Raw genomic sequence first — 21,493 nt, 5'->3', positions numbered from 1 at the left:
GAGTCCTTTCCTCTGACGGTAGTTGATGCGCTTTTAGACGGTGTCACACCGGTTAAAGTGTATCGCGAACACCGTGGCCTGCGCGCGGGTGAACTGGCGAAAAAAGCAGGGATTAGCCAGGGTTACCTGTCCGAAATAGAGTCAGGTAAAAAGAGTGGCTCGTTGAGCGTGCTGACCCGCATTGCGGCCGCGCTGGACGTAGAGCTAAGCGACCTTACCTAACGGTCTCGTTTCCTCTGGATGACATGAACAGCGCTCTGCCTTTGAAGGTGTGGCGTATTTTCTTGTGCGTTTAACGTGAGTCCAGGTGGGTAAGCACCGAATCCATGATGTGTTCGCGATCCCGCACCACGTGACGGGCCAATGCCCATATCCACCTTGGCCAGCATCCGTTCTGTGAGCTTGACCCGCAAGGCCACATCCACCGATTTGTGGTTGAGGATCTCGGCTTCAAAACAGCAGGGGCTGTCTCGGGGAAAGCTGGCTACTCATCATCAGGCTTTGTTACCTGCGCTTCTGTTTCTTCTTCAGGGTCTTCTTCAACGTGCTTAACACGTGGCGCTGGGGCTACCCAGGCTTTCAGGTATTGGCCTGCATAGCGATAGAAGTCTGGAACAATTTTTTCAAGATGCTCAATGAAAACGCGGTTGCCTGAGAATTTTCCGCCTAAGTCTAGTGATGTAAATACTTCAAAGTAAACAGGCAGTGAGTCTGTGTTTTCTGCATCTAAAATAATTGGGTTTTGGCGTACATCTTCAAGAGGCTTATCGGTATCCATGGCTTGTCCTTTGCGGATAGCCTTTACTCTAATTGCTGGCCCCTTTTCGCTAGTAGGTAATTGGCGGGTAAGCCAATTGATTTTTGCTGAGCTGCTTTTCTTATCTCTAGGTGCTTCAAGCCGCATGCTGCATGTGATCGATTTACGCGTAATGTCGACGGTGACCAGCAGGTCAGCAGCAGCGTTAGGAATGGCAATGGTGCTGGAGAGAAGCTGCTCTGAAGCTAGTTTGTCACAATCATCAGTAAGGCGCTGCTTAGGATCGTTGCGGTGAGTTCTAGAAAGCTTAACTTCGACCTTTTCTCCGACCAACGGCCACATTTGAAGGCAAAGCTCACGCTGTTCCTGGTGCCAACTACTGACTGTCTTTAACACCTCATCAGAGTTTTTGTTAAGTTTGGAGTTGTTAAAGGCGCTTTGTACCACCGTCTTCCACTCGGCGTTCATGCTGGTAAAACCGGTCTTCCCACTACTTGGATCTTCTAAATACTTCATCACTTCATGCAGAATGAACCTCTGATCCTGGCTTTCTATTTTGTCCTGAGTTAAGAGCAGCTGAGCCATCGTAACGATGTATGTCCATGACCAGTGAAAAATCTCAACCGAGCGCAAGTTCTTCTTAGGAATGGAGACGGGATGGTGGGTTGGTAACGCTACAAACTGGTTGGTGATGGTGATAACAGCATCAATGCCGTGTTCTTTGGCTTGCTTGATGTATTTTAGTAGCTGCTCTTCTCCGACGATCTCACTGCCTACTTTTGCTTCGATCAATGCATGCCATTTTTTACGTCCCGTATCTAGGACAATGAGGCCATCAGGCCTGTCGTCGGGCCCCTTTTTTTTGACCAGGGTTTCGTCTTTGAAAACGACTTCAGTCCAGGCTTCGAGCTTTGTACGCGCTCCAACACGCAAGTTGATCGATTGAAGCATCGCTTTACGAAACTCGTATACCGACATGAGCGCTGCCAACAGTATCGAGGTTGCTCGTTCCTCTTTTTTGCTGTCGGCCAGCGTGGGGATTAAACGGGCATATTTACCTTGTGATGTGTAATCGGGACGAGTTTCGTTCATGTGGACTCCAGGATTGTTTTTGGTTAATCAATCCACAAGAGCGAAATTTACTTTGAATGTCAATCGTAAGCTTTAAACGTGAAGGCCGTCCATAGGCGCGCGCACGAAGAAATAGCTCAAGCCGTAAACACCGCATAGACCATCTGTGGTGCCAACCCCATCAGCATAAAAGCGAATACCCGCCTGAATGGTAGTGAATGATCTACACCAATAGCTTGGTATGTAGTAACCAATACGTTACTATAGCTGTCGTGAAGATTGAGCTTCGCGAATATCTACACGACGACGGATCTAGCCCTTATCAACAGTGGTTTGACCAGCTGGATGCCCAAGCAGCAGCGAAGGTCGCCACGGCTGAATACCGTATCTCGATGGGCAATGCATCGAGCATAAAGTGGTTCGATGGCATCGGTGAATATCGTATCGATTGGGGCCCTGGGTACCGTATTTATTTGGCCCGTGAAGGTGATCAACTGATTATTTTATTTGGTGGTGGTACTAAAAAACGCCAGCAGGCTGATATTAACAACGCTAAAGCGCTGCGCGATAGTAATAAACAACGTAAGCGTCAGGTAAAAAAGGGAGAAAAGTGATATGGCACTTACCCGTGATTTTAAAGCGACGATTGCGGCTCGCGTTGAGCGGGAACCCGCATTCGCAAAGGCGATGCTAGATGAAGCGGTTACGTTATTTCTTAATGGTGAGCCAGATACCGCCCGCCTTATGCTTCGTGACCTGGTTAACGCCACTGTGGGTTTTGAAGCGCTTGCTGAGCAGACCGGAAAACCCAGCAAAAGTTTGCACCGGATGCTGACTCCTTCCGGGAATCCGGGCATGGATAACCTATCTGCTATTATTGGCGCGGTGCGCAAAGCGCTAAAGGTGAACCTTGAAGTTCATGCAATTAGTGCCGCCTAAGCGATTGGCTTAACACCTGATGTTATGACTAGGGCGGGGCAGTCAATTGTCGACTCCATGACGGGTCTGTTCTCTTTCTGCTCGCTTGTTTACTCTCTTTTCTTCACACCTAGCCCCCTCACGCCGTAAACACCGCATAGACCATCTGTAGTGCTAACCCCATCAGCATAAAAGCGAATACCCGTTTGAGGAGTTTAACGGGTAGCTTATGCGCTAATTTTGCCCCGATGGGGGCAGTGAGTATGCTGAAGGGCGCCATTAACAGTAGCGCTGGCAGGTAAACGTAGCCGAGCGCTGCACTGGGCAGCCCTTGGGTAGACCAGCCGTTGATGACGTAGCCTAGCGCCCCGGCAACAGCGATGGGTAGCCCTACGGCTGCTGAGGTGCCAATCGCGCGGGGGAGTTTGACATTACACCAAGTGAGGAAGGGGACTGTCAGTGAACCACCGCCAATGGCAACGAGCGCAGAAATACCGCCGATGGCAAGGCCGACGCCGCTGACACCAAGAGGGCCAGGTAAGCCGCGGTTGGGTTTGGGCTTGATATTCGCCAGCATCTGCAGCGACATTAGCAGCATAAAGCAGGCGAAAAAGATGGCCAGGCCGCGGGTGGGAATCTGGGCAGCGATAAAGGTCGCCAAAAAGGTGCCGACTAATATGCCTGGGGTAATAAAGCGCACGATGTCCCAGCGAACGGCCCCGTGCCGATGGTGGGAGAGCAAGCTAGCGGTAGAGGCGGGAATGATGGCCGCCATGGCGGTGCCTAAAGCCAAGTGGGCAAGGTGCTCGTGAGGCACGCCTTGCAGTACAAAAAGGGACGTTAGGATAGGCACCATAATGCCCCCACCACCAATCCCCAATAAGCCCGCCATCAGACCCACGAAACCGCCCAGTGCTATATAGGCCAACCACCAAATGATCTCCAAAGCCGCTGCTCCTCAAAGTGTCTTGTTAGCATGATAAGCATATTGTACCGGAAGCGAGGACTTGCGCGGGGCCAAAAATGAGTATTCCACTGTGGTAGCGGCTATGCAGTGGTAAGCTGCAGAACAAGTAATATTTCGGAGTGTGTATGCGCAATGTAATGAGCAGTGTTGGCGTGTTAATAGTGTCTGTTGCGCTACTGGCAGGGTGTGGCGGAACAGATGAACCAAGTGAACCGTCCTCAACCGCAGCACAAACGTCAGCCCCTGAACCGACAGCTGCCGAGACAGAAGCGGAGGAAGAGGTAGCGCCGCTGGTGGTCGAGATATTTGCGCATGTATCACTGCGCAGCGATCGGCGTTTAATGGTGGAAGGCGAGAGCAACTTACCTGACGAAACACTGGTGCAGATTATCGTCGAGCGCGAGATTAGCAGCGTGCGTTGGCGGGAGCGGACACGCATACAAAATGGCGTGTTTGCAGCGGGGCCATTTGGTCCAGGCAGTGGCTTACCCGACGGTGGCTATATAGTGCAGGTTGAGGTTTCCGAAGGCAGCGTACAGCCGGAAGCCGTTCAGACGCGTATTGGCCACGAGGGCCAGCACCTGGCGGGAGAGCTGGTAAATCAATCCCGCCATGGGCTGGGCCAAGTGGCCACCTACTCACGGCGCTTCTTGGTGGGGAGTGAGCCAAGGCAAACGCGTGACCAGGTGGAAGTGCTAGAGAGTCCGGGGAGGTAGACGCTTTAGGCAGGATGCCAATGGGCTAACAGTACTGCATGAATCGATGTGTCGCTTGGGGCTTTGGCGAAGTGCTCAATGACGAAACGATCGTCGCGTTGCACTACATAGTGGCCCGCTTTGTGAAACACATGGGTCGGCCCGAGCAGCAGTAAGTCACCAGCATTAACTGGCGAAAAATCTGTACCTTGGCCGGGAGTTGCCATCACGCACGGGGCTTTCCAGTCGATATGCAACGGCAGATGACTGGGCACTTTAATGGTGGTTGCCTGTACCTGTTCCCAGGGGAGGGGGCCAGTATGGGTCAACGTTAATAGCTCGGGCGCGCTATCACCTTCTAATAGTGTTGCCAGGGAGCAGTCGAGGGCGTCTGCGAGCGCAACTAAGCGTTCGTGACCGATCTGTTTGATCGCCCCGGATTCCCAATAAGAAATGGTGACATCTGACACGCCAACTTTGCGTGCGAGGGCAGCTTTGTTGAGCTTGGCCCTAAGCCGCAGTTGCTTGATACGTGAGCCTAGCGATTCCATTTCGTCTTCCTAATGATGAGCTAAACAAGCTCGTTGGCTGTTTTCCACTATGGTATGTCTTTCAACAAACAAAAATAGTGGCGCTATGAACATACGTTATTGGTCTGTCTCAAACTTGGGGTATGCGCCCAAGGTGTTGCTGCAGAGCCATACTAAGCGATTGTGCTTTAGCGCGCATTAGTGGACAAATAACGTGGAGTTAATTTCTCTGACGCTTTCTTGCGCAAGTTGTTCCCTGAGCAACGCTGTTGGTTGCGCCTAAGGTGCGTATAATATTGCCATGCATTTTTGCCAATAGGACGTTTTCATGACCGTACGTACTCGCATTGCACCTTCTCCCACTGGAGACCCCCACGTTGGTACGGCCTACATTGCGCTTTTTAACCTCTGTTTTGCGCGTCAGCATGGTGGCCAATTTATTCTGCGTATTGAAGACACTGATCGGGTGCGTTCTACGCCTGAGTCGGAACAGATGATTCTCGATTCGCTGCGTTGGCTGGGGCTTGAGTGGGATGAAGGCCCGGATGTAGGTGGCCCCTATGGCCCTTATCGGCAGAGCGAGCGTGGCGATATTTATGCCCAGCACGCCCAACAGCTTTTGGATGCCGGGCATGCGTTTAAGTGCTACCGCACCAGTGAAGAGTTGGATGAGTTACGCGAATCCCGCAAAGCGGCGGGCCTGCATTTGGCATTAAAGCCTGCAGATTTAGCACTGGATAGCCAAGAGCAAGCGCGTCGTGAGCAAGAGGGTTGGCCGCATGTGGTGCGTATGAACGTGCCTGCCGAGGGCGTGTGCGTAATCAACGATATGCTGCGCGGCACTATTGAGGTGGAGTGGGCACAGGTAGATGCACAAATTCTACTTAAATCAGATGGCATGCCTACTTACCATTTAGCCAATGTGGTCGATGACCACCTCATGGCGATTACCCACGTATTGCGAGGCGAGGAGTGGATTAACTCCGCACCAAAGCACCAACTGCTGTATGAGTATTTTGGTTGGCAAATGCCGCAACTTTGTCACATGCCGCTGCTGCGCAACCCGGATAAATCCAAACTCTCCAAGCGCAAGAACCCGACCTCTATCAATTATTATCGCCGGATGGGCTTTTTACCCCAGGCCGTTACCAACTATTTGGGGCGGATGGGCTGGTCGATGCCCGACGAGCGCGAGAAATTTAGCCTGAGGGAGATGATGACGGAATTTGATGTTCAGCGTGTCTCTTTAGGTGGCCCCGTATTCGACCTGGAGAAGCTCACTTGGTTGAACGGGGTGTATATCCGCGAAGACCTCGACGACGACGCACTGTTGAGCGCGCTGCGTGAATGGGCTTTCAATGAAGCCTACGTTAAGCAGATTCTGCCGCAGGTGCGGCCGAGGGTAGAGACGCTTTCCCAGTTTATGCCATTGGCAGGGCACTTCTTCTCGGGCCTGCCGGCGCTGACGCAAGCGTCATTTGAAAGTGTGAAGATGGAGGACGAGGAGCTTGTGAAGCTGCTTCAGTTCCTTGTCTGGCGCTTTGAGGGTGTCTCAGCTTGGAATAAAGACGCGCTGTTGAGCGAAGTTAAACTGCTTGCTGAGCACTTTGATATAAAAATGAAGGCGTTCCTGGCTCCGGTGTTTATTGCTATTACTGGCAGTACGTCTAGCACCTCCGTTATGGACGCCATGGCGATTCTTGGCTCTGATGTAACGCGAGCGCGGTTGCGCAGCGCGATAGACGTATTGGGCGGTGTGTCCAAGAAGCAGGCTAAGCGTTTTGAGAAAGAGTTTCGTGAAATCGCGTAACCGCGATTGAGCGAATCCTTGCGTGTATTTTAAGCCTCGTAGGGCGTAAACCTACGGGGTTTTAAAACGGCTGGGGTTTTAGAGATTTAGCAGGCCTTTTCCTATTGACGAAGGTCTGCGTAATCAGTATTATACGCTCCGTCTTCGCGACATGTGGGGCCTTAGCTCAGCTGGGAGAGCGCAACACTGGCAGTGTTGAGGTCAGCGGTTCGATCCCGCTAGGCTCCACCAATTAGTGATAGCTTTTTAGTAACAGGTTTTCAGTAATGGTTTTGCGAAGCGGCTCGATTTACGTCCCATTCGTCTAGTGGTCTAGGACACCGCCCTTTCACGGCGGTAACAGGGGTTCGAACCCCCTATGGGACGCCACTACTTTACTACCCTTCCTAATCGTTTATTTCCCCTGGCAATGAGTTCTCTCATCTGCTGGCATTTTGTATGTCTGTCGTTCACAGGAGAGCTACAAATCGACAATTTTTGGACGATTTTGTGCTTGACTTGTCCACTTTTGCGCTTCTGGTTTTAGGGTTGTGCACAACCCCTTGTTGTTGACGTAAAAAAACTTGAACAGAACTTAAACCCTTTAAAAACAATAGCTTATGTTAGGTCAAAAAATGACCAATTTAAGGATGGCCCACTGTTCATGGCGATTCTGGGACGTTTTGAAGTGGTTGTGAACAGGGTTATCCACAGATAGTGTGGAAAACCTTGAGCAATACCCAGTAGCAAAAAAGTCAAGCGATATAAGCGGCTATTTAGGCATTCTTATGGCGGTGTCATGGTTCAGTAAATGATTCAATAGGGCTAAGTAAAATGCTTTTGAGCGAGCTTCCTTAGCTGGCACGCCTTAGCTAGCCTATCAAGCTCTATTGCCCCCAGCCTATCCCGCTGAGCTGCTCAGTAAGTTATTCCTGCCTTCTCTATGTGGCCTACTAAGAGTGGCGGCTAGGCGACGATCTTGATCAAGGGAATAGAAGGAATCGTTAGCGACATGTTGCTGCCTTGGTGGCCTAGCCTAAAACAGGGCATTAATCAGCCCATACGCAAAAAGCCACCCGAGGGTGGCCTTTGGTCGTGCTATCAAGCGGGGGGGGATTTATTTTTTCGGGTAGTCACGCTGATCGTGGCCAATATAGAGCTGGCGCGGACGACCAATTTTGTAGCTTTCGCTGAGCATTTCGTGCCAATGAGATATCCAGCCAATGGTGCGCGATACCGCGAAAATCACGGTGAACATATTGGTGGGGATACCCATCGCTTTCAGGATGATGCCCGAGTAGAAATCAACGTTCGGGTACAGCTTACGCTCAATGAAGTATTCGTCTTCAAGGGCGATCTGCTCAAGACGCTTGGCAATTTTGAGCTGCGGATCGTCAGCCATGCCGAGTTCGGCTAGGACTTCGTCGCAGGTCTCTTTCATTACCTTGGCGCGCGGGTCGAAGTTACGATAAACGCGGTGACCAAAGCCCATCAGCTTGAACGGGTCGTCCTTATCCTTGGCTTTATCGACAAAGCGCTGGATGTTCTCTTCGGAGTCTTCGCCGATTTCATCAAGCATGGCCAGCACGGCTTCGTTAGCGCCGCCGTGAGCGGGGCCCCAAAGTGCCGCGATACCTGCGCTGATACAGGCGAACGGGTTGGCGCCCGTGGAGCCTGCCAGGCGTACTGTCGAGGTGGAGGCGTTCTGCTCGTGATCCGCATGCAGCATAAAGATGCGGTCCATGGCTTTCGCGTATACCGGGTTGATTTTGTACTCTTCGCATGGGTTGCTGAACATCATGTAGAGGAAGTTCTCTGCATAGCTCAGGTCGTTGCGCGGGTAGTTGAACGGCTGGCCGACATTATACTTGTGCGACATGGCCGCCAGAGTCGGCATTTTGGCAATCAGGCGAATCGCGCTGATCTCGCGATCTTCTTCTTTAGTGATGTCCATATGGTCATGGTAGAAGGCCGCTAGGCCGCCTACTACGCCACACAAGATGGACATCGGGTGCGCATCGCGGCGGAACCCTTTAAAGAAGTTATTGATTTGATCGTGAACCATGGTGTGGTTACGAATGCGCGATTCAAATTCTGCGTACTGTTCGTCGTTGGGTAGCTCGCCAAACAGCAGGGTGTAGCACACCTCCACGAAATTGGACTCTTTGGCCAGTTGGTCAATGGGGTAACCGCGGTGAAGCAGTACGCCCTTGCCACCATCAATATAGGTGATGGCAGACTGGCAAGAAGAGGTGGCCATAAAGCCGGGGTCGTAGGTAAACAGGCCTTCAGCACCTAAGCCGCGTACGTCGATGACGTCGGGGCCAAGTGTGCCGGAATACATGGGTAGCTCGATCGGTTTATCCAGACCGTCTACCGTCAATGTCGCTTTCCTGTCAGCCATGCTGGCCTCCTTTCGAATTCGGGTTGGGACGTAAAGTCATTGCTGCGCATACCGCGCCGGCGAAAAGGCTTGCCCACTATAGAAGCGTGCGACATTTTGTCAATTAGCCTATGCGCTAGCCGAATGTTGTACAAACATTGTTGTTGTGGGTAATTTTTGTATATGATGAAAGTGCGTGCAGTGTAGCAAAACGCCAGAGATTTTTGCCTGTATTCTAACATAATATGTTAACAGGCTTATCAAACTGCTAGTCTCTTGCCACTATAACCATGCTGCAGCGCAAAATCGACTCAGGATGAAGACAATTTTCTTGCACCATAGTCGAGTTAGGGCTGAGTTCGGTTTGTAAGCGAGGGCGAAGGTTCTTATAATCCACGTCGCGCGACCGGCAGGTAGGTGGTCGTGCCCGACTTGGCAACGGCCGAGCCCCTTCCAGCAACCACCGCCCGCTCGGGCCATGCCCGACCTGTCGCAGAGCGGGCCAAGAGAGTGTGTACAAAGCCGTGAATAGCAAACGACCCGTAAACCTAGACCTTACTACGATACATTTTCCACTGCCGGCGCTGACGTCGATCACACACCGCATCACGGGTGTCATCCTGTTCGTTGGCCTGATCTTCGCTTTTTGGGCGCTGGGTAAATCCTTGTCATCTCCTGCGGGTTTCGACGCCGTTAGCGATGCGCTGGCCAATAATTTTTTGGCTAAGCTGATTGCTTGGGGGCTGTTGTCTGCACTGGCATTTCACTTTGTAGCAGGTATCAAGCACCTGCTGATGGATGCCGACATTGGGGTAACCCTTGAGGGTGGCGTTAAAAAAGCGCAGATCACCGTGGTGGTCAGCGCCGTTCTGATTATTCTGGCAGGAGTTTGGGTATGGTAACTAACATTACAAGTTTTGGCCGTAGTGGGCTTTCTGACTGGCTGATGCAGCGCGTTTCTGCTGTTATTTTGGCCCTCTATACGGTCTTTATCGTTGCCTTCCTGCTGTTTAATCCGAACCTTGATTATTACGCGTGGAGCGGTCTATTCAGCCAGACGTGGATGCGGATTTTCTCGCTGTTGGCCTTTGTTGCCATAGCCGCACATGCCTGGATCGGTCTGTGGACCGTCACCACCGACTATCTCAAGTCCACTCGCCTGCGCGTGGGTGTCCAAGCTGTCATCATCCTGGGCATTTTCGTGTACTTGGTGTGGGGCATTCAAATTCTGTGGGGAGCTTGATACATGTCTAATCTGCGTAGCCTGACGTTTGACGCCATTATCATTGGCGGCGGTGGCTCTGGCCTGCGAGCCGCGCTTGAGCTGGCAAAGTCCGGTAAAAAGACGGCCGTGTTATCAAAAGTGTTCCCGACCCGCTCTCACACCGTTTCTGCTCAGGGTGGCATTACCTGTGCGATCGCGTCCGACGACCCGAATGATGACTGGCGCTGGCACATGTACGACACCGTTAAAGGCGGCGATTATATCGCTGACCAGGACGCGGCAGAGTATATGTGTTCTGAAGGCCCGAAAGCGGTATTTGAGCTTGAGCACATGGGCCTGCCATTCTCGCGTTTGGATAACGGCCGCATCTATCAGCGCCCGTTTGGCGGCCAGTCGAAGAACTTCGGTGAAGGCGGTCAGGCAGCACGTACCTGTGCCGCAGCTGACCGTACCGGTCACGCGCTGCTGCACACGCTTTATCAGAACAACCTGAAGAATAATACCGTGTTCCTCAACGAGTGGTACGCGGTGGATCTGGTTAAAAATGCCAGCGGTGACGTGGTGGGTTGTATCGCCATGTGCATCGAGACAGGCGAAGTGGTGCACGTTAAATCCAAGGCCACGGTACTCGCCACCGGTGGTGCAGGCCGTATTTACGCCTCCACGACTAACGCTTTGATCAATACCGGCGACGGCATCGGCATGGCGCTGCGTGCGGGCTTCCCGATGCAAGACATGGAGATGTGGCAGTTCCACCCGACCGGTATTTACGGTGCGGGCACGCTGGTCACAGAAGGTTGCCGTGGTGAAGGTGGTTACCTGATCAATAAAGACGGCGAGCGCTTTATGGAGCGTTATGCGCCGAACGCCAAAGATTTGGCGGGCCGTGACGTCGTCGCTCGTTCGATGGTCATGGAGATCCTCGAAGGCCGCGGCTGTGGTGAGAAGGGCGATCACGTCTTCCTGAAGCTTGATCACCTGGGTGAAGAAGTTCTCGGCAAGCGTCTGCCGGGTATCGTTGAGCTGTCCAAGACCTTTGCTCACGTCGATCCGGCAAAAGATCCGATCCCGGTCGTACCCACCTGCCACTACATGATGGGCGGTATTCCGACCAACATTCATGGCCAGGCGATTACTATGGACGAAAGCGGTAACGATCATATCGTTAACGGTCTGTTTGCCTGCGGTGAAGCGGCGTGCGTATCTGTTCACGGTGCCAACCGCTTGGGCGGTAATTCACTGCTCGATCTGGTAGTGTTTGGTCGCGCCGCGGGTATGTTTATCGAAGGCGCTCTGAACGAAGGCATTGAGTACCTGGACGCTTCCGAGTCGGACATTGAGTCGGCCATGAAGCGGATCACGCGCTGGAACGAGTCTGAAGGTGGCGAAAGCATTCCTGAGCTGAAAGCTGAGCTTCAGGAAATCATGCAGACCTCCTTCGGTGTATTCCGCGAAGAGAAAAACATGCTGGAAGGCGTCGACAAGTTAGCGCTGCTGCGTGAGCGCATCGCCAACGCCTACCTGCCTGATAAGTCCAACGCCTTCAACACCGCACGTGTAGAAGCGTTAGAGCTTGATAACTTGATGGAAGTGGCAGAAGCGACGGCGATCGCTGCCCTTGAGCGTAAAGAGAGCCGCGGCGCCCACTCGCGCTACGACTATCCAGACCGTGATGACGTCAACTGGCTGAAGCACTCGCTGTTCTTCCCGGCGACGAAAGAGCTGAAAAAACGCGACGTTAACTTCAAGCCGAAAACTGTTGATACGTTCGAGCCTAAGGTTCGTACCTACTAAACGCCGCATAGACGAGAGGGAGTCACTATGTCCAATCTTCAGGTATCCGTATACCGCTACAATCCGGAAACCGACTCCGCACCTTACATGCAGGAGTTTCAGGTCGATACCAAAGGCCGCGATGTGATGGTGCTGGATGTCCTTCATATGATGAAGGAGCAAGACAGCGGTTTGGCGTTTCGTCGCAGCTGCCGCGAAGGCGTGTGCGGTTCTGACGGCATGAACATGAACGGTAAAAACGGCTTGGCGTGTATTACGCCGCTGTCAGACGTTGTTAAAAACAACAAGCTGACGCTGCGTCCGCTGCCGGGCTTGCCGGTTATTCGCGATATGGTTGTCGATATGGGGTTGTTCTATAAGCAGTACGAGCGTATTCAGCCGTACCTGCAGAACGACACCCCGGCACCGGCCATTGAGCGCCTACAGTCGCCGGAAGAGCGCGACAAGCTAGATGGCTTGTATGAGTGTATTCTATGCGCATGCTGTTCAACGTCGTGCCCGTCGTTCTGGTGGAATCCCGAGAAGTTCGTAGGCCCAGCGGGTCTGCTGCAGTCTTACCGCTTTTTGGCCGATTCCCGTGATACGGCAACCCGTGAGCGCTTGAGTGATTTGGAAGATCCGTTCTCGGTATTTCGTTGCCGTGGCATCATGAACTGTGTGGCGGTTTGCCCAAAAGGGCTGAATCCCACTCGTGCGATCGGTAAAATTCGCGAAATGCTTCTCGCAGATGCTACCTAAGTCTATGACATTTGAGTAAAAAAGCGTGTGCCACTTAAGTAGGTTAACAATGCCACTTAAATCATGGCGCTTCGCTTGTTATCATAGGGTTTGTCACGCGGTGCGGCGTCACGTCGCACCGCTGATCAGACAAGTTTGAAAGCCGGTGCCTTGGGTACCGGCTTTCGAGCATGAACTGAAGACGAAACACCGTATGATCGTTAGACGACGAATAGCTAGATGAACAGGGTTTCCGGCCGTTGGCCGGCGCCGCCGGCAAATGTCCCGCCCCGCCGGCAGGGCAATAGCGATGTCGCCGCACCTTTGCGACGATACCGATACCACCCCATCAGTGCAGGGTGACCGAGAGATGCAACAAGGCATAATGGAGTTGATGTGGCGTTCCTCTCACGTTAGTGGCGGCAATGTTCACTACGTGGAAGCGCTTTACGAGCAGTACCTCGCCGATCCTGAGTCTGTCCCTGACGAATGGCGCAGCTATTTTGATGAGTTGCCGCGTCCCGAGGGCAGTGCCTCCCACGATGTTCCACTAAGCCCAGTCCGTGATCAGTTCTACCAGCTGGGGCGCGAAAGTCGTCCGGGCCGTGTAGTTGCCGCTGCCGATAGCGGTGAGAATAAAAAGCAGGTGAAAGTCCTGCAGCTGATTAACGCTTACCGCTTCCGTGGCCATCAAAAGGCCAATATCGACCCGCTAGGACTGCGTAATCCCACCCCCGTCCCCGATCTCGATCTGTCTTTTCATCAGCTCTCAAAAGCTGACCTGGACACCGAGTTCCAAACCGGTTCTTTCTTTTTAGGCATCGACAAAGCACCACTGCGTGACATCGTGGATGCGTTGGAGCGCACTTACTGCCGCTCCATCGGCTGCGAGATCATGCATATCGTCGATACGGAAGAGAAACGCTGGTTACAGCGGCGTTTTGAGTCGGTACGCAGTGCGCCTGATTTCAGCGCCGACGTGCGAAAGCACGTGCTGGAGCGTTTGACGGCCGCCGAAGGTTTGGAGAATTACCTGGCCTCCAAGTATCCAGGTACCAAGCGTTTTGGTCTTGAAGGCGGCGAATCGTTTGTGCCAATGATGGATGAGCTTATCCAGCGTGCTGGCGGCTATGGCACCAAGGAAGTGGTCATCGGCATGGCACACCGTGGACGACTCAATCTGCTGGTCAATATTTTGGGTAAAAACCCAACTGACTTGATCGATGAGTTCGACGGCAAGAAAGTCATCGAGCGCGGCTCAGGTGATGTGAAATATCACCAGGGTTTCAGTTCGAACGTCATGTCCCCGGGCGGCGAAGTCCATTTGGCGATGTCGTTCAACCCGTCGCACCTGGAAATTGTCGCGCCAGTCGTAGAGGGCTCGGTGCGTGCCCGCCAGGATCGTCGTAACGACGAAGAGGGCAGCAAAGTGCTGCCGATCAACGTCCACGGCGATGCTGCGTTTGCCGGTCAAGGCGTGGTGATGGAGACATTCCAGATGTCCCAGACCCGTGCTTATAAAACCGGTGGCACCGTCCACATTGTGATTAACAACCAAGTGGGCTTCACCACCTCGCATCCGCTGGATGCGCGCTCTACCGAATACTGCACTGATATTGCCAAGATGGTTCAAGCGCCAATTTTTCATGTCAATGGCGATGACCCAGACGCAGTGCTGCACGCGACTCAAGTTGCTCTCGACTATCGCCAGCAGTTCAAAAAGGACGTGGTGATCGATCTGGTTTGTTACCGTCGCCGTGGCCACAACGAAGCTGACGAGCCGTCAGGCACGCAGCCGATGATGTATTCCAAGATCAAAGATCATCCTTCTGCGCGTACGCTGTATGCCAAGCGTTTGGTTGAGCAGGGCGTGCTCTCTGAAGAAGACGCCAAAGCGATGATCGAAACCTATCGCGATGATCTAGTGGCAGGCAACCACGTTGCCAATGCCTTGGTGCAAGAGCCCAACGCTTCGTTGTTCGTTGACTGGGCGCCTTACCTGGGCCACGAATGGTCTGGCAATGCCGACACTACGTTTGATATGAAGCGTCTGCAGCAGTTGGCTGCTCGTATGTGCGAGGTGCCTGATGGCGTTGACGTACAGCGCCAGGTGGCCAAGATTTATGAAGACCGCCGTAAAATGCAGGCCGGTGGTTTGGCGCTTAACTGGGGCTTCGCTGAAACCCTGGCTTACGCCACGCTGCTGGAACAAGGTCACCCGATTCGTATTACCGGGCAAGACGTGGGTCGCGGTACGTTCTCTCACCGCCATGCGGTGGTGCATAACCAGAAAGACGGTACTACCTACGTTCCGCTGCAGAACATGGCCGATGGGCAGCCGCGTTTCACCATTCACGACTCTATCCTTTCGGAAGAGGCAGTGCTGGCGTTTGAGTACGGTTACTCAACCACTGCGCCGAATGATCTGGTGATCTGGGAAGCCCAGTTTGGTGACTTCTTTAACGGTGCCCAGGTGGTCGTTGACCAGTTCATCTCTTCAGGTGAGACGAAGTGGGGCCGGGTGTGTGGTTTAACCATGCTGTTACCACACGGCTATGAAGGCCAGGGGCCTGAGCACTCTTCGGCACGTCTGGAGCGCTTCCTGCAAATGTGTGCCGAGCACAATATGCAGGTCTGTGTACCGACCACCCCCGCGCAGATTTATCATCTACTGCGTCGTCAGGTGATTCGTCCGCTGCGTAAGCCGCTGGTGGTCATGACACCTAAATCGCTGCTGCGCCATAAAGAAGCGACGTCGAGCCTTGAAGATCTCGCCCACGGTAAGTTCCACATGGTACTTGCTGACCAGGCGGATCTTGCGCCAGAGAAGGTCACCCGCGTGGTGCTATGTGCTGGCAAGGTCTACTACGATTTGGCTGCGTGGCGCGCTGAGAATGAGCGTCATGACACAGCAATCTTACGTGTTGAGCAGCTCTACCCCTTCCCGAAAGAAGAGCTTCTGGAAGCGCTGCAAAACTACACCAACATAGAAGACATTGTGTGGTGCCAGGAAGAACCACTTAATCAGGGCGCTTGGTACTCCAGTCAGCACAATATGCGTGCAGTGGCCGATATGCTGAAAGACGGCCTCGGACGCGAGTTGAAATTTGCCGGACGTCCTGCCTCTGCTGCTCCTGCAGCTGGCTATATGTCCGTCCACACTGAACAGCAGCGCCAGCTGGTGGAAGACGCTTTTAATTTATAAGCGGCCACCGGATTTAGAGAACACATAAGGGAAACGACATGGCTACTGAGATCAAAGCGCCAACCTTTCCGGAATCCGTTGCCGAAGGCACAGTGGCGGCGTGGCATAAGAAGCCGGGTGACAGCGTTGAGCGTGACGAGCTGATTGTTGAAATCGAAACCGACAAAGTAGTACTCGAAGTTGTCGCACCGGAAGCGGGCACACTGACCGACGTGATGGCCGAAGAGGGCGATACCGTTCAGTCTGAGCAGATATTAGGCAAAATCGGTGAAGGCAGTGCCTCTGGCGACAGCGGCAAAAAAGAAGAGAAATCTTCTGACGATGACAGTGCTGAAAAATCCGAGCAAAAATCTGACGACAAAACGTCTGATGATAAGAAAGAAGAGCCAAAAGCCAGCGGTGGCGGCAAGCAGCACGATGTCAAAGCCCCCAGCTTCCCTGAGTCGATTCAGGAAGGCACCGTAGCGACGTGGCACAAAAAAGTCGGCGAAGCGGTTAAGCGTGATGAAGTGCTGGCAGATATTGAAACCGACAAAGTCGTGCTGGAAGTGGTTGCTCCGGCCGATGGCGCCCTGGCTGAAATTAAAGCCGAAGAGGGTAGCCAGGTAGAATCCGAAGCGATTCTGGCCGTGTTCACCGAAGGTGCTGGTGGCGATAGCTCTGGTGGCGATAGTGCTGGAGACAGTAGCGGTGGCGATTCCGCATCCGCTAAATCAGGCGGCAGCGATGACGATGGCGCCGATGAGAAAGTCGGTGACAAAATCCTCGCCCCGGCCGCACGTAAAATGGTTGCCGAGCACGACCTGGACGTTGCCAAGATTGAGGGCACCGGCAAAGGTGGCCGCATCTTGAAAGAAGACGTTCAGAAAGCGGTCAAAGACGGTTCCGCCAAGAAAGCAGCGAAATCAGCTGCACCGGCGAAAGCTGCCGCTGCACCGGCTGCCGAAGGCGAGCGCATCGAGAAGCGCGTGCCGATGAGCCGCCTGCGTCAGACCATCGCCAAGCGCCTGGTACAGGCGCAACAAACCGCGGCGATGCTGACCACGTACAACGAAGTGGACATGACCGAGATCATGGCCCTGCGTGCGCAGTACAAAGAGACGTTCCTAAAAGCTCACGATATCAAGCTGGGCTTTATGGGCTTCTTTGTCAAAGCAGCTTCAGAAGCGCTCAAGCGTTATCCGGATGTGAACGCCTCGATCGACGGCACCGACATTGTCTATCACGGTTACCAGGATATCGGCGTAGCCGTTTCCACCGACCGTGGTCTGGTCGTGCCGGTACTGCGCGACACCGACAGCATGAAAATTGCTGACGTTGAACGCACGATTGTTGATTTCGGTAAGCGTGGTCGTGACGGCAAGCTGGGCATGGATGACATGATCGGCGGTACCTTCACCATCACCAATGGCGGCACCTTTGGTTCGTTGATGTCGACCCCGATCATCAATCCGCCGCAAACCGCCATTCTGGGCATGCACAAAATCCAGGATCGTCCGATGGCAGTCAACGGCAAGGTCGAGATCCGCCCGATGATGTATCTGGCGCTCTCCTATGACCACCGTATGATCGACGGCAAAGACGCCGTTCAGTTCTTGGTCACCTTAAAAGAATTGCTGGAAGACCCGGCTCGTCTGCTGCTGGATGTCTAAAGCATAAGCGTTCTCGTTATTGCAATAATGATTGAGTACGCTACTGCTTAACCAGGATTTATCTGCAATCGCACACAGCCTCCTACCCGGCTTTAGTCAATAGCGGGGGGAGGCCAGCAAGCTAAAGGAGCCAACATGGCTGATAAGTTTGATGTGATCGTTATCGGTGCCGGCCCTGGTGGTTATGTTGCCGCCATTCGTGCTGCACAGATGGGCCTAAAAGCGGCCTGTATTGAAAAATGGATCGGTAAAGAAGGCAATGTTGTTCACGGTGGCACCTGCTTGAACGTGGGCTGCATCCCGTCTAAAGCGTTGCTTGAAGCCTCCCACAAGTTCGTTGAAGCCAAACACGATTTCGACGATATGGGCATTCAGGCTGGCGACGTTTCCATGGACGTTACAAAGATGATGGCGCGCAAGGACAAGATCGTTAAGAACTTGACCGGCGGCATCTCTGGCTTGTTCAAGGCCAACGGCGTTACCGCCATCGAAGGTACCGGTAAAGTGGTTTCCGGCAAGCAGGTCGAAGTGACCGATAATGACGGCAATACCACTACTTATGATGCCGACAACATCGTTATCGCCGCGGGCTCAGTACCGGTGGAAATTCCGCCGACCCCGTTGACCGAAGGCTTGATTGTCGACTCTACCGGCGCACTCGAATTCACTGAAACGCCTAAGCGTTTAGGTGTGATTGGTGCCGGCATCATCGGCCTTGAGTTGGGCAGCGTATGGAACCGTCTGGGCTCAGAAGTCACCGTACTTGAAGCCATGGACTCCTTCCTGCCGATGGTAGACGCCACTGTCGCCAAAGAGACTCAGAAGCTGCTCAAAAAGCAGGGCCTTGATATCAAACTCGGCGCTCGCGTGACCGGTTCTGAAGTCAAAGGCGAAGAAGTCGTCGTTAAGTACAGCGATGCCAACGGCGAACAAGAGATGACGTTTGATAAACTCATCGTTTGTGTTGGCCGTCGCCCGTATACCAAAGGCGTGATTGCCGACGGCGTAAGCGTTGAGCTGGATGAGCGTGGTTTCATCTTTGTTGACGACCAGTGCCGTACCAACGTCCCGGGCGTTTTCGCCATCGGTGACTGTGTACGCGGCCCGATGCTGGCGCACAAAGCCTCTGAAGAGGGCATTATGGTGGCGGATATTATCGCTGGCCATAAAGCCGAGATGAACTACGACACCATTCCTAGCGTTATCTACACCTACCCGGAAGTGGCGTGGGTGGGTATGACTGAGCAAGACGCTAAAGCGAAAGGCATCGAAGTCAAAACCGGTACCTTCCCGTTCGCGGCAAGCGGCCGCGCGATGGCTAACAACGCCACCGAAGGCAGTGCCAAAATTATCGCCGATGCGGAAACAGACCGTATTCTCGGTATGCACATCGTGGGTCAACACGCGGGCGAGATGATCGCTCAAGGCGTGATTGCCATGGAATTTGGCTCCAGTGCCGAAGACCTGGCCTTGACCTGCTACGCGCACCCGACCATGTCGGAAGCTGTTCACGAAGCAGCGCTTGCGGTTGATGGTCATGCGATTCATATGGCCAATCGCAAGAAGCGTAAGTAATTTAGTTAAACAACGAAGCGCCACCTTTTAAGGGTGGCGCAAACTTTCGGCTTTGTCTTAATCCACAAAGATCGAAAGAACGGGGATGACCCGTTCTTTTAAGGCTGTTCTTGTAAGACGGCTCAAAAGAAAACGGGTCATCGTTCGAGTCACATGCAACCAATGGCATGAATCGATGAATCTTCACGAGTATCAAGGTAAACAGCTGTTTGCCGATTATGGTCTACCAGTGTCTAAAGGCTTTGCAGTCGACACGCCCGAAGAAGCGGAAGAGGCTTGTAAAAAAATCGGTGGTGACATGTGGGTGGTTAAAGCCCAGGTGCACGCCGGTGGCCGTGGTAAAGCGGGTGGCGTTAAGCTGATCAAAGACCCGGCTGAAGCTAAAGCCTTTGCTGAAAAGTGGCTGGGCAAGAACTTGGTTACCTTCCAGACTGACGAAAAAGGTCAGCCGGTTGCCAAGATTCTAGTTGAAACTTGCACCGACATCGCCGACGAGCTTTATCTCGGTGCCGTTGTCGACCGCACTACCCGTCGTGTGGTCTTTATGGCCTCTACCGAAGGTGGTGTAGAGATCGAGACGGTTGCAGAAGAGACACCGGAAAAGATTCTCAAAGCCGAAATCGATCCGTTGGTCGGCGCACAGCCGTACCAAGCGCGTGAACTAGCCTTTGCGCTGGGCCTGAAAGGCGACCAGATCAAGCAGTTCACCAAGATTTTCTTAGGTCTTTCCCAGTTGTTCCATGACAAAGACCTAGCGCTGTTAGAAATTAACCCGCTGGTTATTACCGACGAAGGCAATCTTCACTGCCTCGACGCCAAGCTGGGTCTGGATAGCAATGCGCTTTACCGTCACCCTGACCTGCAGGCGATGCGTGATCCTTCGCAAGAAGATCAGCGCGAAGCCGATGCGGCGAAATGGGAACTTAACTACGTAGCGCTTGATGGCAACATCGGCTGCATGGTTAACGGCGCAGGTTTGGCCATGGGCACCATGGACATCGTTAACCTGAGCGGCGGCAAGCCCGCTAACTTCTTGGACGTTGGCGGTGGCGCCACCAAGGAACGCGTGGCAGAAGCGTTCAAAATCATCCTGTCGGATGACAATGTTAAAGCCGTACTGGTTAACATTTTCGGCGGTATCGTACGTTGCGACATGATTGCTGAAGGCATTATCGGTGCCGTTGAGCAAGTGGGCGTCAATGTACCGGTTGTCGTACGTCTGGAAGGTAACAACGCCGAACTGGGTGCTGAAAAACTAGCATCTAGCGGTTTGAACATCATCGCGGCTACCAGTCTGACCGACGCGGCTCAGCAGGTCGTTAAAGCGGCGGAGGGCAAGTAATGAGCATCCTGATCGATAAGAACACCAAGGTCATCTGCCAGGGCTTTACCGGTGGCCAAGGCACGTTCCACTCCGAGCAGGCGATTGCCTACGGTACGCAAATGGTCGGTGGTGTTACACCGGGTAAAGGCGGCCAGGAGCACCTCGGTCTGCCCGTTTTCAACACCGTGAAAGAAGCGGTAGCGAAAACCGGCGCGGAAGCCAGCGTTATCTACGTACCGGCGCCGTTCTGTAAAGACTCAATCCTTGAAGCGGCCAATGCCGGTATCAAGCTGATTGTGTGCATCACTGAAGGCATCGCTACGCTAGACATGCTCGAAGCCAAAGTGAAGTGTGACGAGCTAGGCGTACGCCTGATCGGCCCGAACTGCCCCGGTGTTATCACCCCAGGCGAATGCAAAATCGGCATCATGCCGGGTCACATTCACCAGCCGGGCCGCGTAGGCATCGTATCTCGTTCTGGTACCTTGACCTATGAAGCCGTCAAGCAGACCACTGATCACGGTTTTGGTCAGTCTACTTGTGTAGGCATCGGCGGCGACCCGATTCCGGGCTCTAACTTCATCGACATCCTTGAGATGTTCGAGAAGGATCCGAAAACCGAAGCTATCGTTATGATCGGTGAAATCGGTGGCACGGCTGAAGAAGAAGCGGCAGCTTACATCAAAGCCAACGTTTCCAAGCCCGTGGTTTCCTACATTGCCGGTGTAACTGCACCTCCTGGCAAGCGTATGGGCCACGCGGGCGCGATTATCTCTGGCGGTAAAGGCACCGCTGACGAGAAGTTTGCTGCTCTAGAAGACGCCGGTGTGAAAACCGTGCGCTCTTTGGCGGAAATCGGCGATGCGCTGAAAGAAGTCACTGGCTGGTAAG

The 21,493-nt window shown here is 53.3% G+C and carries 18 protein-coding genes and 2 tRNA genes; 16 read left to right on the top strand and 4 right to left on the bottom strand.

Annotation, left to right across the window (positions count from 1 at the left end; translation table 11 throughout):
* Nucleotides 1-222: helix-turn-helix domain-containing protein (locus ACT3UM_RS15700; protein ID WP_498900292.1), on the top strand; the 222-nt coding region annotated here is incomplete at its 5' end.
* Nucleotides 223-484: 262 nt separating this feature from the next.
* Here ACT3UM_RS15700 and ACT3UM_RS15695 read toward each other — a convergent pair.
* On the bottom strand, nucleotides 485-1,849 hold the full coding sequence (locus tag ACT3UM_RS15695; protein WP_498900290.1) for a hypothetical protein: 1,365 nt from the start codon (nucleotides 1,847-1,849) through the stop codon (nucleotides 485-487).
* A 197-nt stretch (nucleotides 1,850-2,046) separates the two neighbouring features.
* Here ACT3UM_RS15695 and ACT3UM_RS15690 point away from each other — a divergent pair, with 197 nt between their 5' ends.
* Nucleotides 2,047-2,442 (top strand): type II toxin-antitoxin system RelE/ParE family toxin, encoded by a 396-nt coding sequence (locus ACT3UM_RS15690; RefSeq protein WP_498900288.1) that lies wholly within the window; start codon nucleotides 2,047-2,049, stop codon nucleotides 2,440-2,442.
* A gap of 1 nt (nucleotide 2,443) precedes the next feature.
* Nucleotides 2,444-2,767 carry a helix-turn-helix domain-containing transcriptional regulator gene (locus tag ACT3UM_RS15685; RefSeq protein WP_498900286.1) on the top strand — a complete coding sequence of 108 codons (324 nt, stop codon included), beginning with the start codon at nucleotides 2,444-2,446 and terminating at the stop codon, nucleotides 2,765-2,767.
* A gap of 118 nt (nucleotides 2,768-2,885) precedes the next feature.
* Here ACT3UM_RS15685 and ACT3UM_RS15680 read toward each other — a convergent pair whose 3' ends face one another.
* Nucleotides 2,886-3,692, bottom strand: coding sequence for a sulfite exporter TauE/SafE family protein (locus tag ACT3UM_RS15680; protein WP_498900284.1), 807 nt, complete (start codon nucleotides 3,690-3,692; stop codon nucleotides 2,886-2,888).
* Nucleotides 3,693-3,838: 146 nt separating this feature from the next.
* On the opposite strand from ACT3UM_RS15680, the gene ACT3UM_RS15675 reads away from it, so the two are divergent.
* Nucleotides 3,839-4,429, top strand: a complete 591-nt coding sequence (locus ACT3UM_RS15675) for a hypothetical protein (protein ID WP_498900282.1) — start codon at nucleotides 3,839-3,841, stop codon at nucleotides 4,427-4,429.
* Nucleotides 4,430-4,434: 5 nt separating this feature from the next.
* Here the strand turns inward: ACT3UM_RS15675 and ACT3UM_RS15670 are convergent, their stop codons facing one another.
* Nucleotides 4,435-4,959, bottom strand: coding sequence for a helix-turn-helix domain-containing protein (locus ACT3UM_RS15670; protein WP_035577572.1), 525 nt, complete (start codon nucleotides 4,957-4,959; stop codon nucleotides 4,435-4,437).
* A 307-nt stretch (nucleotides 4,960-5,266) separates the two neighbouring features.
* Here ACT3UM_RS15670 and gltX point away from each other — a divergent pair, with 307 nt between their 5' ends.
* From gltX to ACT3UM_RS15655, 3 genes are all read left to right on the top strand, one after another.
* Nucleotides 5,267-6,748 carry a glutamate--tRNA ligase gene (gene gltX, locus ACT3UM_RS15665; RefSeq protein ID WP_498900280.1) on the top strand — a complete coding sequence of 494 codons (1,482 nt, stop codon included), beginning with the start codon at nucleotides 5,267-5,269 and terminating at the stop codon, nucleotides 6,746-6,748.
* A gap of 155 nt (nucleotides 6,749-6,903) precedes the next feature.
* A tRNA-Ala gene (locus ACT3UM_RS15660) sits at nucleotides 6,904-6,979 on the top strand.
* A 62-nt stretch (nucleotides 6,980-7,041) separates the two neighbouring features.
* A tRNA-Glu gene (locus ACT3UM_RS15655) sits at nucleotides 7,042-7,117 on the top strand.
* A gap of 727 nt (nucleotides 7,118-7,844) precedes the next feature.
* Here the strand turns inward: ACT3UM_RS15655 and gltA are convergent.
* Entirely contained in the window at nucleotides 7,845-9,131 is a 1,287-nt protein-coding gene (gltA, locus tag ACT3UM_RS15650) for a citrate synthase (protein WP_035577576.1), read from the bottom strand.
* Between the two features lie 503 nt (nucleotides 9,132-9,634).
* On the opposite strand from gltA, the gene sdhC reads away from it, so the two are divergent.
* The 9 genes from sdhC (at nucleotide 9,635) to sucD (ending at nucleotide 21,492) form a co-directional block, all read left to right on the top strand.
* Entirely contained in the window at nucleotides 9,635-10,012 is a 378-nt protein-coding gene (gene sdhC, locus ACT3UM_RS15645) for a succinate dehydrogenase, cytochrome b556 subunit (RefSeq protein ID WP_196518187.1), read from the top strand.
* On the top strand, nucleotides 10,006-10,353 hold the full coding sequence (gene sdhD, locus ACT3UM_RS15640; RefSeq protein WP_071695724.1) for a succinate dehydrogenase, hydrophobic membrane anchor protein: 348 nt from the start codon (nucleotides 10,006-10,008) through the stop codon (nucleotides 10,351-10,353). Before sdhC ends, sdhD begins: the two co-directional genes overlap by 7 nt.
* Before the next feature lie 3 nt (nucleotides 10,354-10,356).
* Complete coding sequence (sdhA, locus tag ACT3UM_RS15635; RefSeq protein WP_498900276.1) at nucleotides 10,357-12,129, top strand: succinate dehydrogenase flavoprotein subunit; 1,773 nt, start codon at nucleotides 10,357-10,359, stop codon at nucleotides 12,127-12,129.
* 27 nt (nucleotides 12,130-12,156) lie between these two features.
* Nucleotides 12,157-12,867: a succinate dehydrogenase iron-sulfur subunit gene (locus ACT3UM_RS15630; RefSeq protein WP_240716121.1), complete on the top strand. Its 711-nt coding sequence runs from the start codon at nucleotides 12,157-12,159 to the stop codon at nucleotides 12,865-12,867.
* A gap of 349 nt (nucleotides 12,868-13,216) precedes the next feature.
* Entirely contained in the window at nucleotides 13,217-16,051 is a 2,835-nt protein-coding gene (locus ACT3UM_RS15625) for a 2-oxoglutarate dehydrogenase E1 component (protein ID WP_498900305.1), read from the top strand.
* A 38-nt stretch (nucleotides 16,052-16,089) separates the two neighbouring features.
* Nucleotides 16,090-17,703, top strand: coding sequence for a 2-oxoglutarate dehydrogenase complex dihydrolipoyllysine-residue succinyltransferase (odhB, locus tag ACT3UM_RS15620; RefSeq protein WP_498900273.1), 1,614 nt, complete (start codon nucleotides 16,090-16,092; stop codon nucleotides 17,701-17,703).
* 135 nt (nucleotides 17,704-17,838) lie between these two features.
* Complete coding sequence (gene lpdA / locus ACT3UM_RS15615) at nucleotides 17,839-19,278, top strand: dihydrolipoyl dehydrogenase (protein WP_240716123.1); 1,440 nt, start codon at nucleotides 17,839-17,841, stop codon at nucleotides 19,276-19,278.
* A gap of 175 nt (nucleotides 19,279-19,453) precedes the next feature.
* Complete coding sequence (gene sucC, locus ACT3UM_RS15610; RefSeq protein WP_035577585.1) at nucleotides 19,454-20,620, top strand: ADP-forming succinate--CoA ligase subunit beta; 1,167 nt, start codon at nucleotides 19,454-19,456, stop codon at nucleotides 20,618-20,620.
* Entirely contained in the window at nucleotides 20,620-21,492 is an 873-nt protein-coding gene (gene sucD / locus ACT3UM_RS15605; protein ID WP_009287300.1) for a succinate--CoA ligase subunit alpha, read from the top strand. Before sucC ends, sucD begins: the two co-directional genes overlap by 1 nt.
* Nucleotide 21,493: the final 1 nt, after the last annotated feature.

The sequence above is a fragment of the Halomonas sp. AOP13-D3-9 genome (assembly GCF_052379125.1).
In the GTDB taxonomy this organism is placed as follows: domain Bacteria; phylum Pseudomonadota; class Gammaproteobacteria; order Pseudomonadales; family Halomonadaceae; genus Vreelandella.
The sequence above is the reverse complement of the archived record's forward strand: the minus strand, read 5'-3'. Positions and strand labels throughout refer to the sequence as shown.

What these genes read in the sequence shown, in the direction of transcription:
- ACT3UM_RS15685 (WP_498900286.1), top strand. Translation starts at nt 2,444, where the DNA reads ATGGCACTTACCCGTGATTTTAAAGCGACGATTGCGGCTCGCGTTGAG.
- sucC (WP_035577585.1), top strand. Translation starts at nt 19,454, where the DNA reads ATGAATCTTCACGAGTATCAAGGTAAACAGCTGTTTGCCGATTATGGT.
- gltX (WP_498900280.1), top strand. Translation starts at nt 5,267, where the DNA reads ATGACCGTACGTACTCGCATTGCACCTTCTCCCACTGGAGACCCCCAC.
- lpdA (WP_240716123.1), top strand. Translation starts at nt 17,839, where the DNA reads ATGGCTGATAAGTTTGATGTGATCGTTATCGGTGCCGGCCCTGGTGGT.
- ACT3UM_RS15690 (WP_498900288.1), top strand. Translation starts at nt 2,047, where the DNA reads ATGATCTACACCAATAGCTTGGTATGTAGTAACCAATACGTTACTATA.
- odhB (WP_498900273.1), top strand. Translation starts at nt 16,090, where the DNA reads ATGGCTACTGAGATCAAAGCGCCAACCTTTCCGGAATCCGTTGCCGAA.
- ACT3UM_RS15695 (WP_498900290.1), bottom strand. Translation starts at nt 1,849, where the DNA reads ATGAACGAAACTCGTCCCGATTACACATCACAAGGTAAATATGCCCGT.
- ACT3UM_RS15670 (WP_035577572.1), bottom strand. Translation starts at nt 4,959, where the DNA reads ATGGAATCGCTAGGCTCACGTATCAAGCAACTGCGGCTTAGGGCCAAG.
- ACT3UM_RS15630 (WP_240716121.1), top strand. Translation starts at nt 12,157, where the DNA reads ATGTCCAATCTTCAGGTATCCGTATACCGCTACAATCCGGAAACCGAC.
- gltA (WP_035577576.1), bottom strand. Translation starts at nt 9,131, where the DNA reads ATGGCTGACAGGAAAGCGACATTGACGGTAGACGGTCTGGATAAACCG.
- sdhD (WP_071695724.1), top strand. Translation starts at nt 10,006, where the DNA reads ATGGTAACTAACATTACAAGTTTTGGCCGTAGTGGGCTTTCTGACTGG.
- ACT3UM_RS15675 (WP_498900282.1), top strand. Translation starts at nt 3,839, where the DNA reads ATGCGCAATGTAATGAGCAGTGTTGGCGTGTTAATAGTGTCTGTTGCG.
- sucD (WP_009287300.1), top strand. Translation starts at nt 20,620, where the DNA reads ATGAGCATCCTGATCGATAAGAACACCAAGGTCATCTGCCAGGGCTTT.
- ACT3UM_RS15625 (WP_498900305.1), top strand. Translation starts at nt 13,217, where the DNA reads ATGCAACAAGGCATAATGGAGTTGATGTGGCGTTCCTCTCACGTTAGT.
- sdhA (WP_498900276.1), top strand. Translation starts at nt 10,357, where the DNA reads ATGTCTAATCTGCGTAGCCTGACGTTTGACGCCATTATCATTGGCGGC.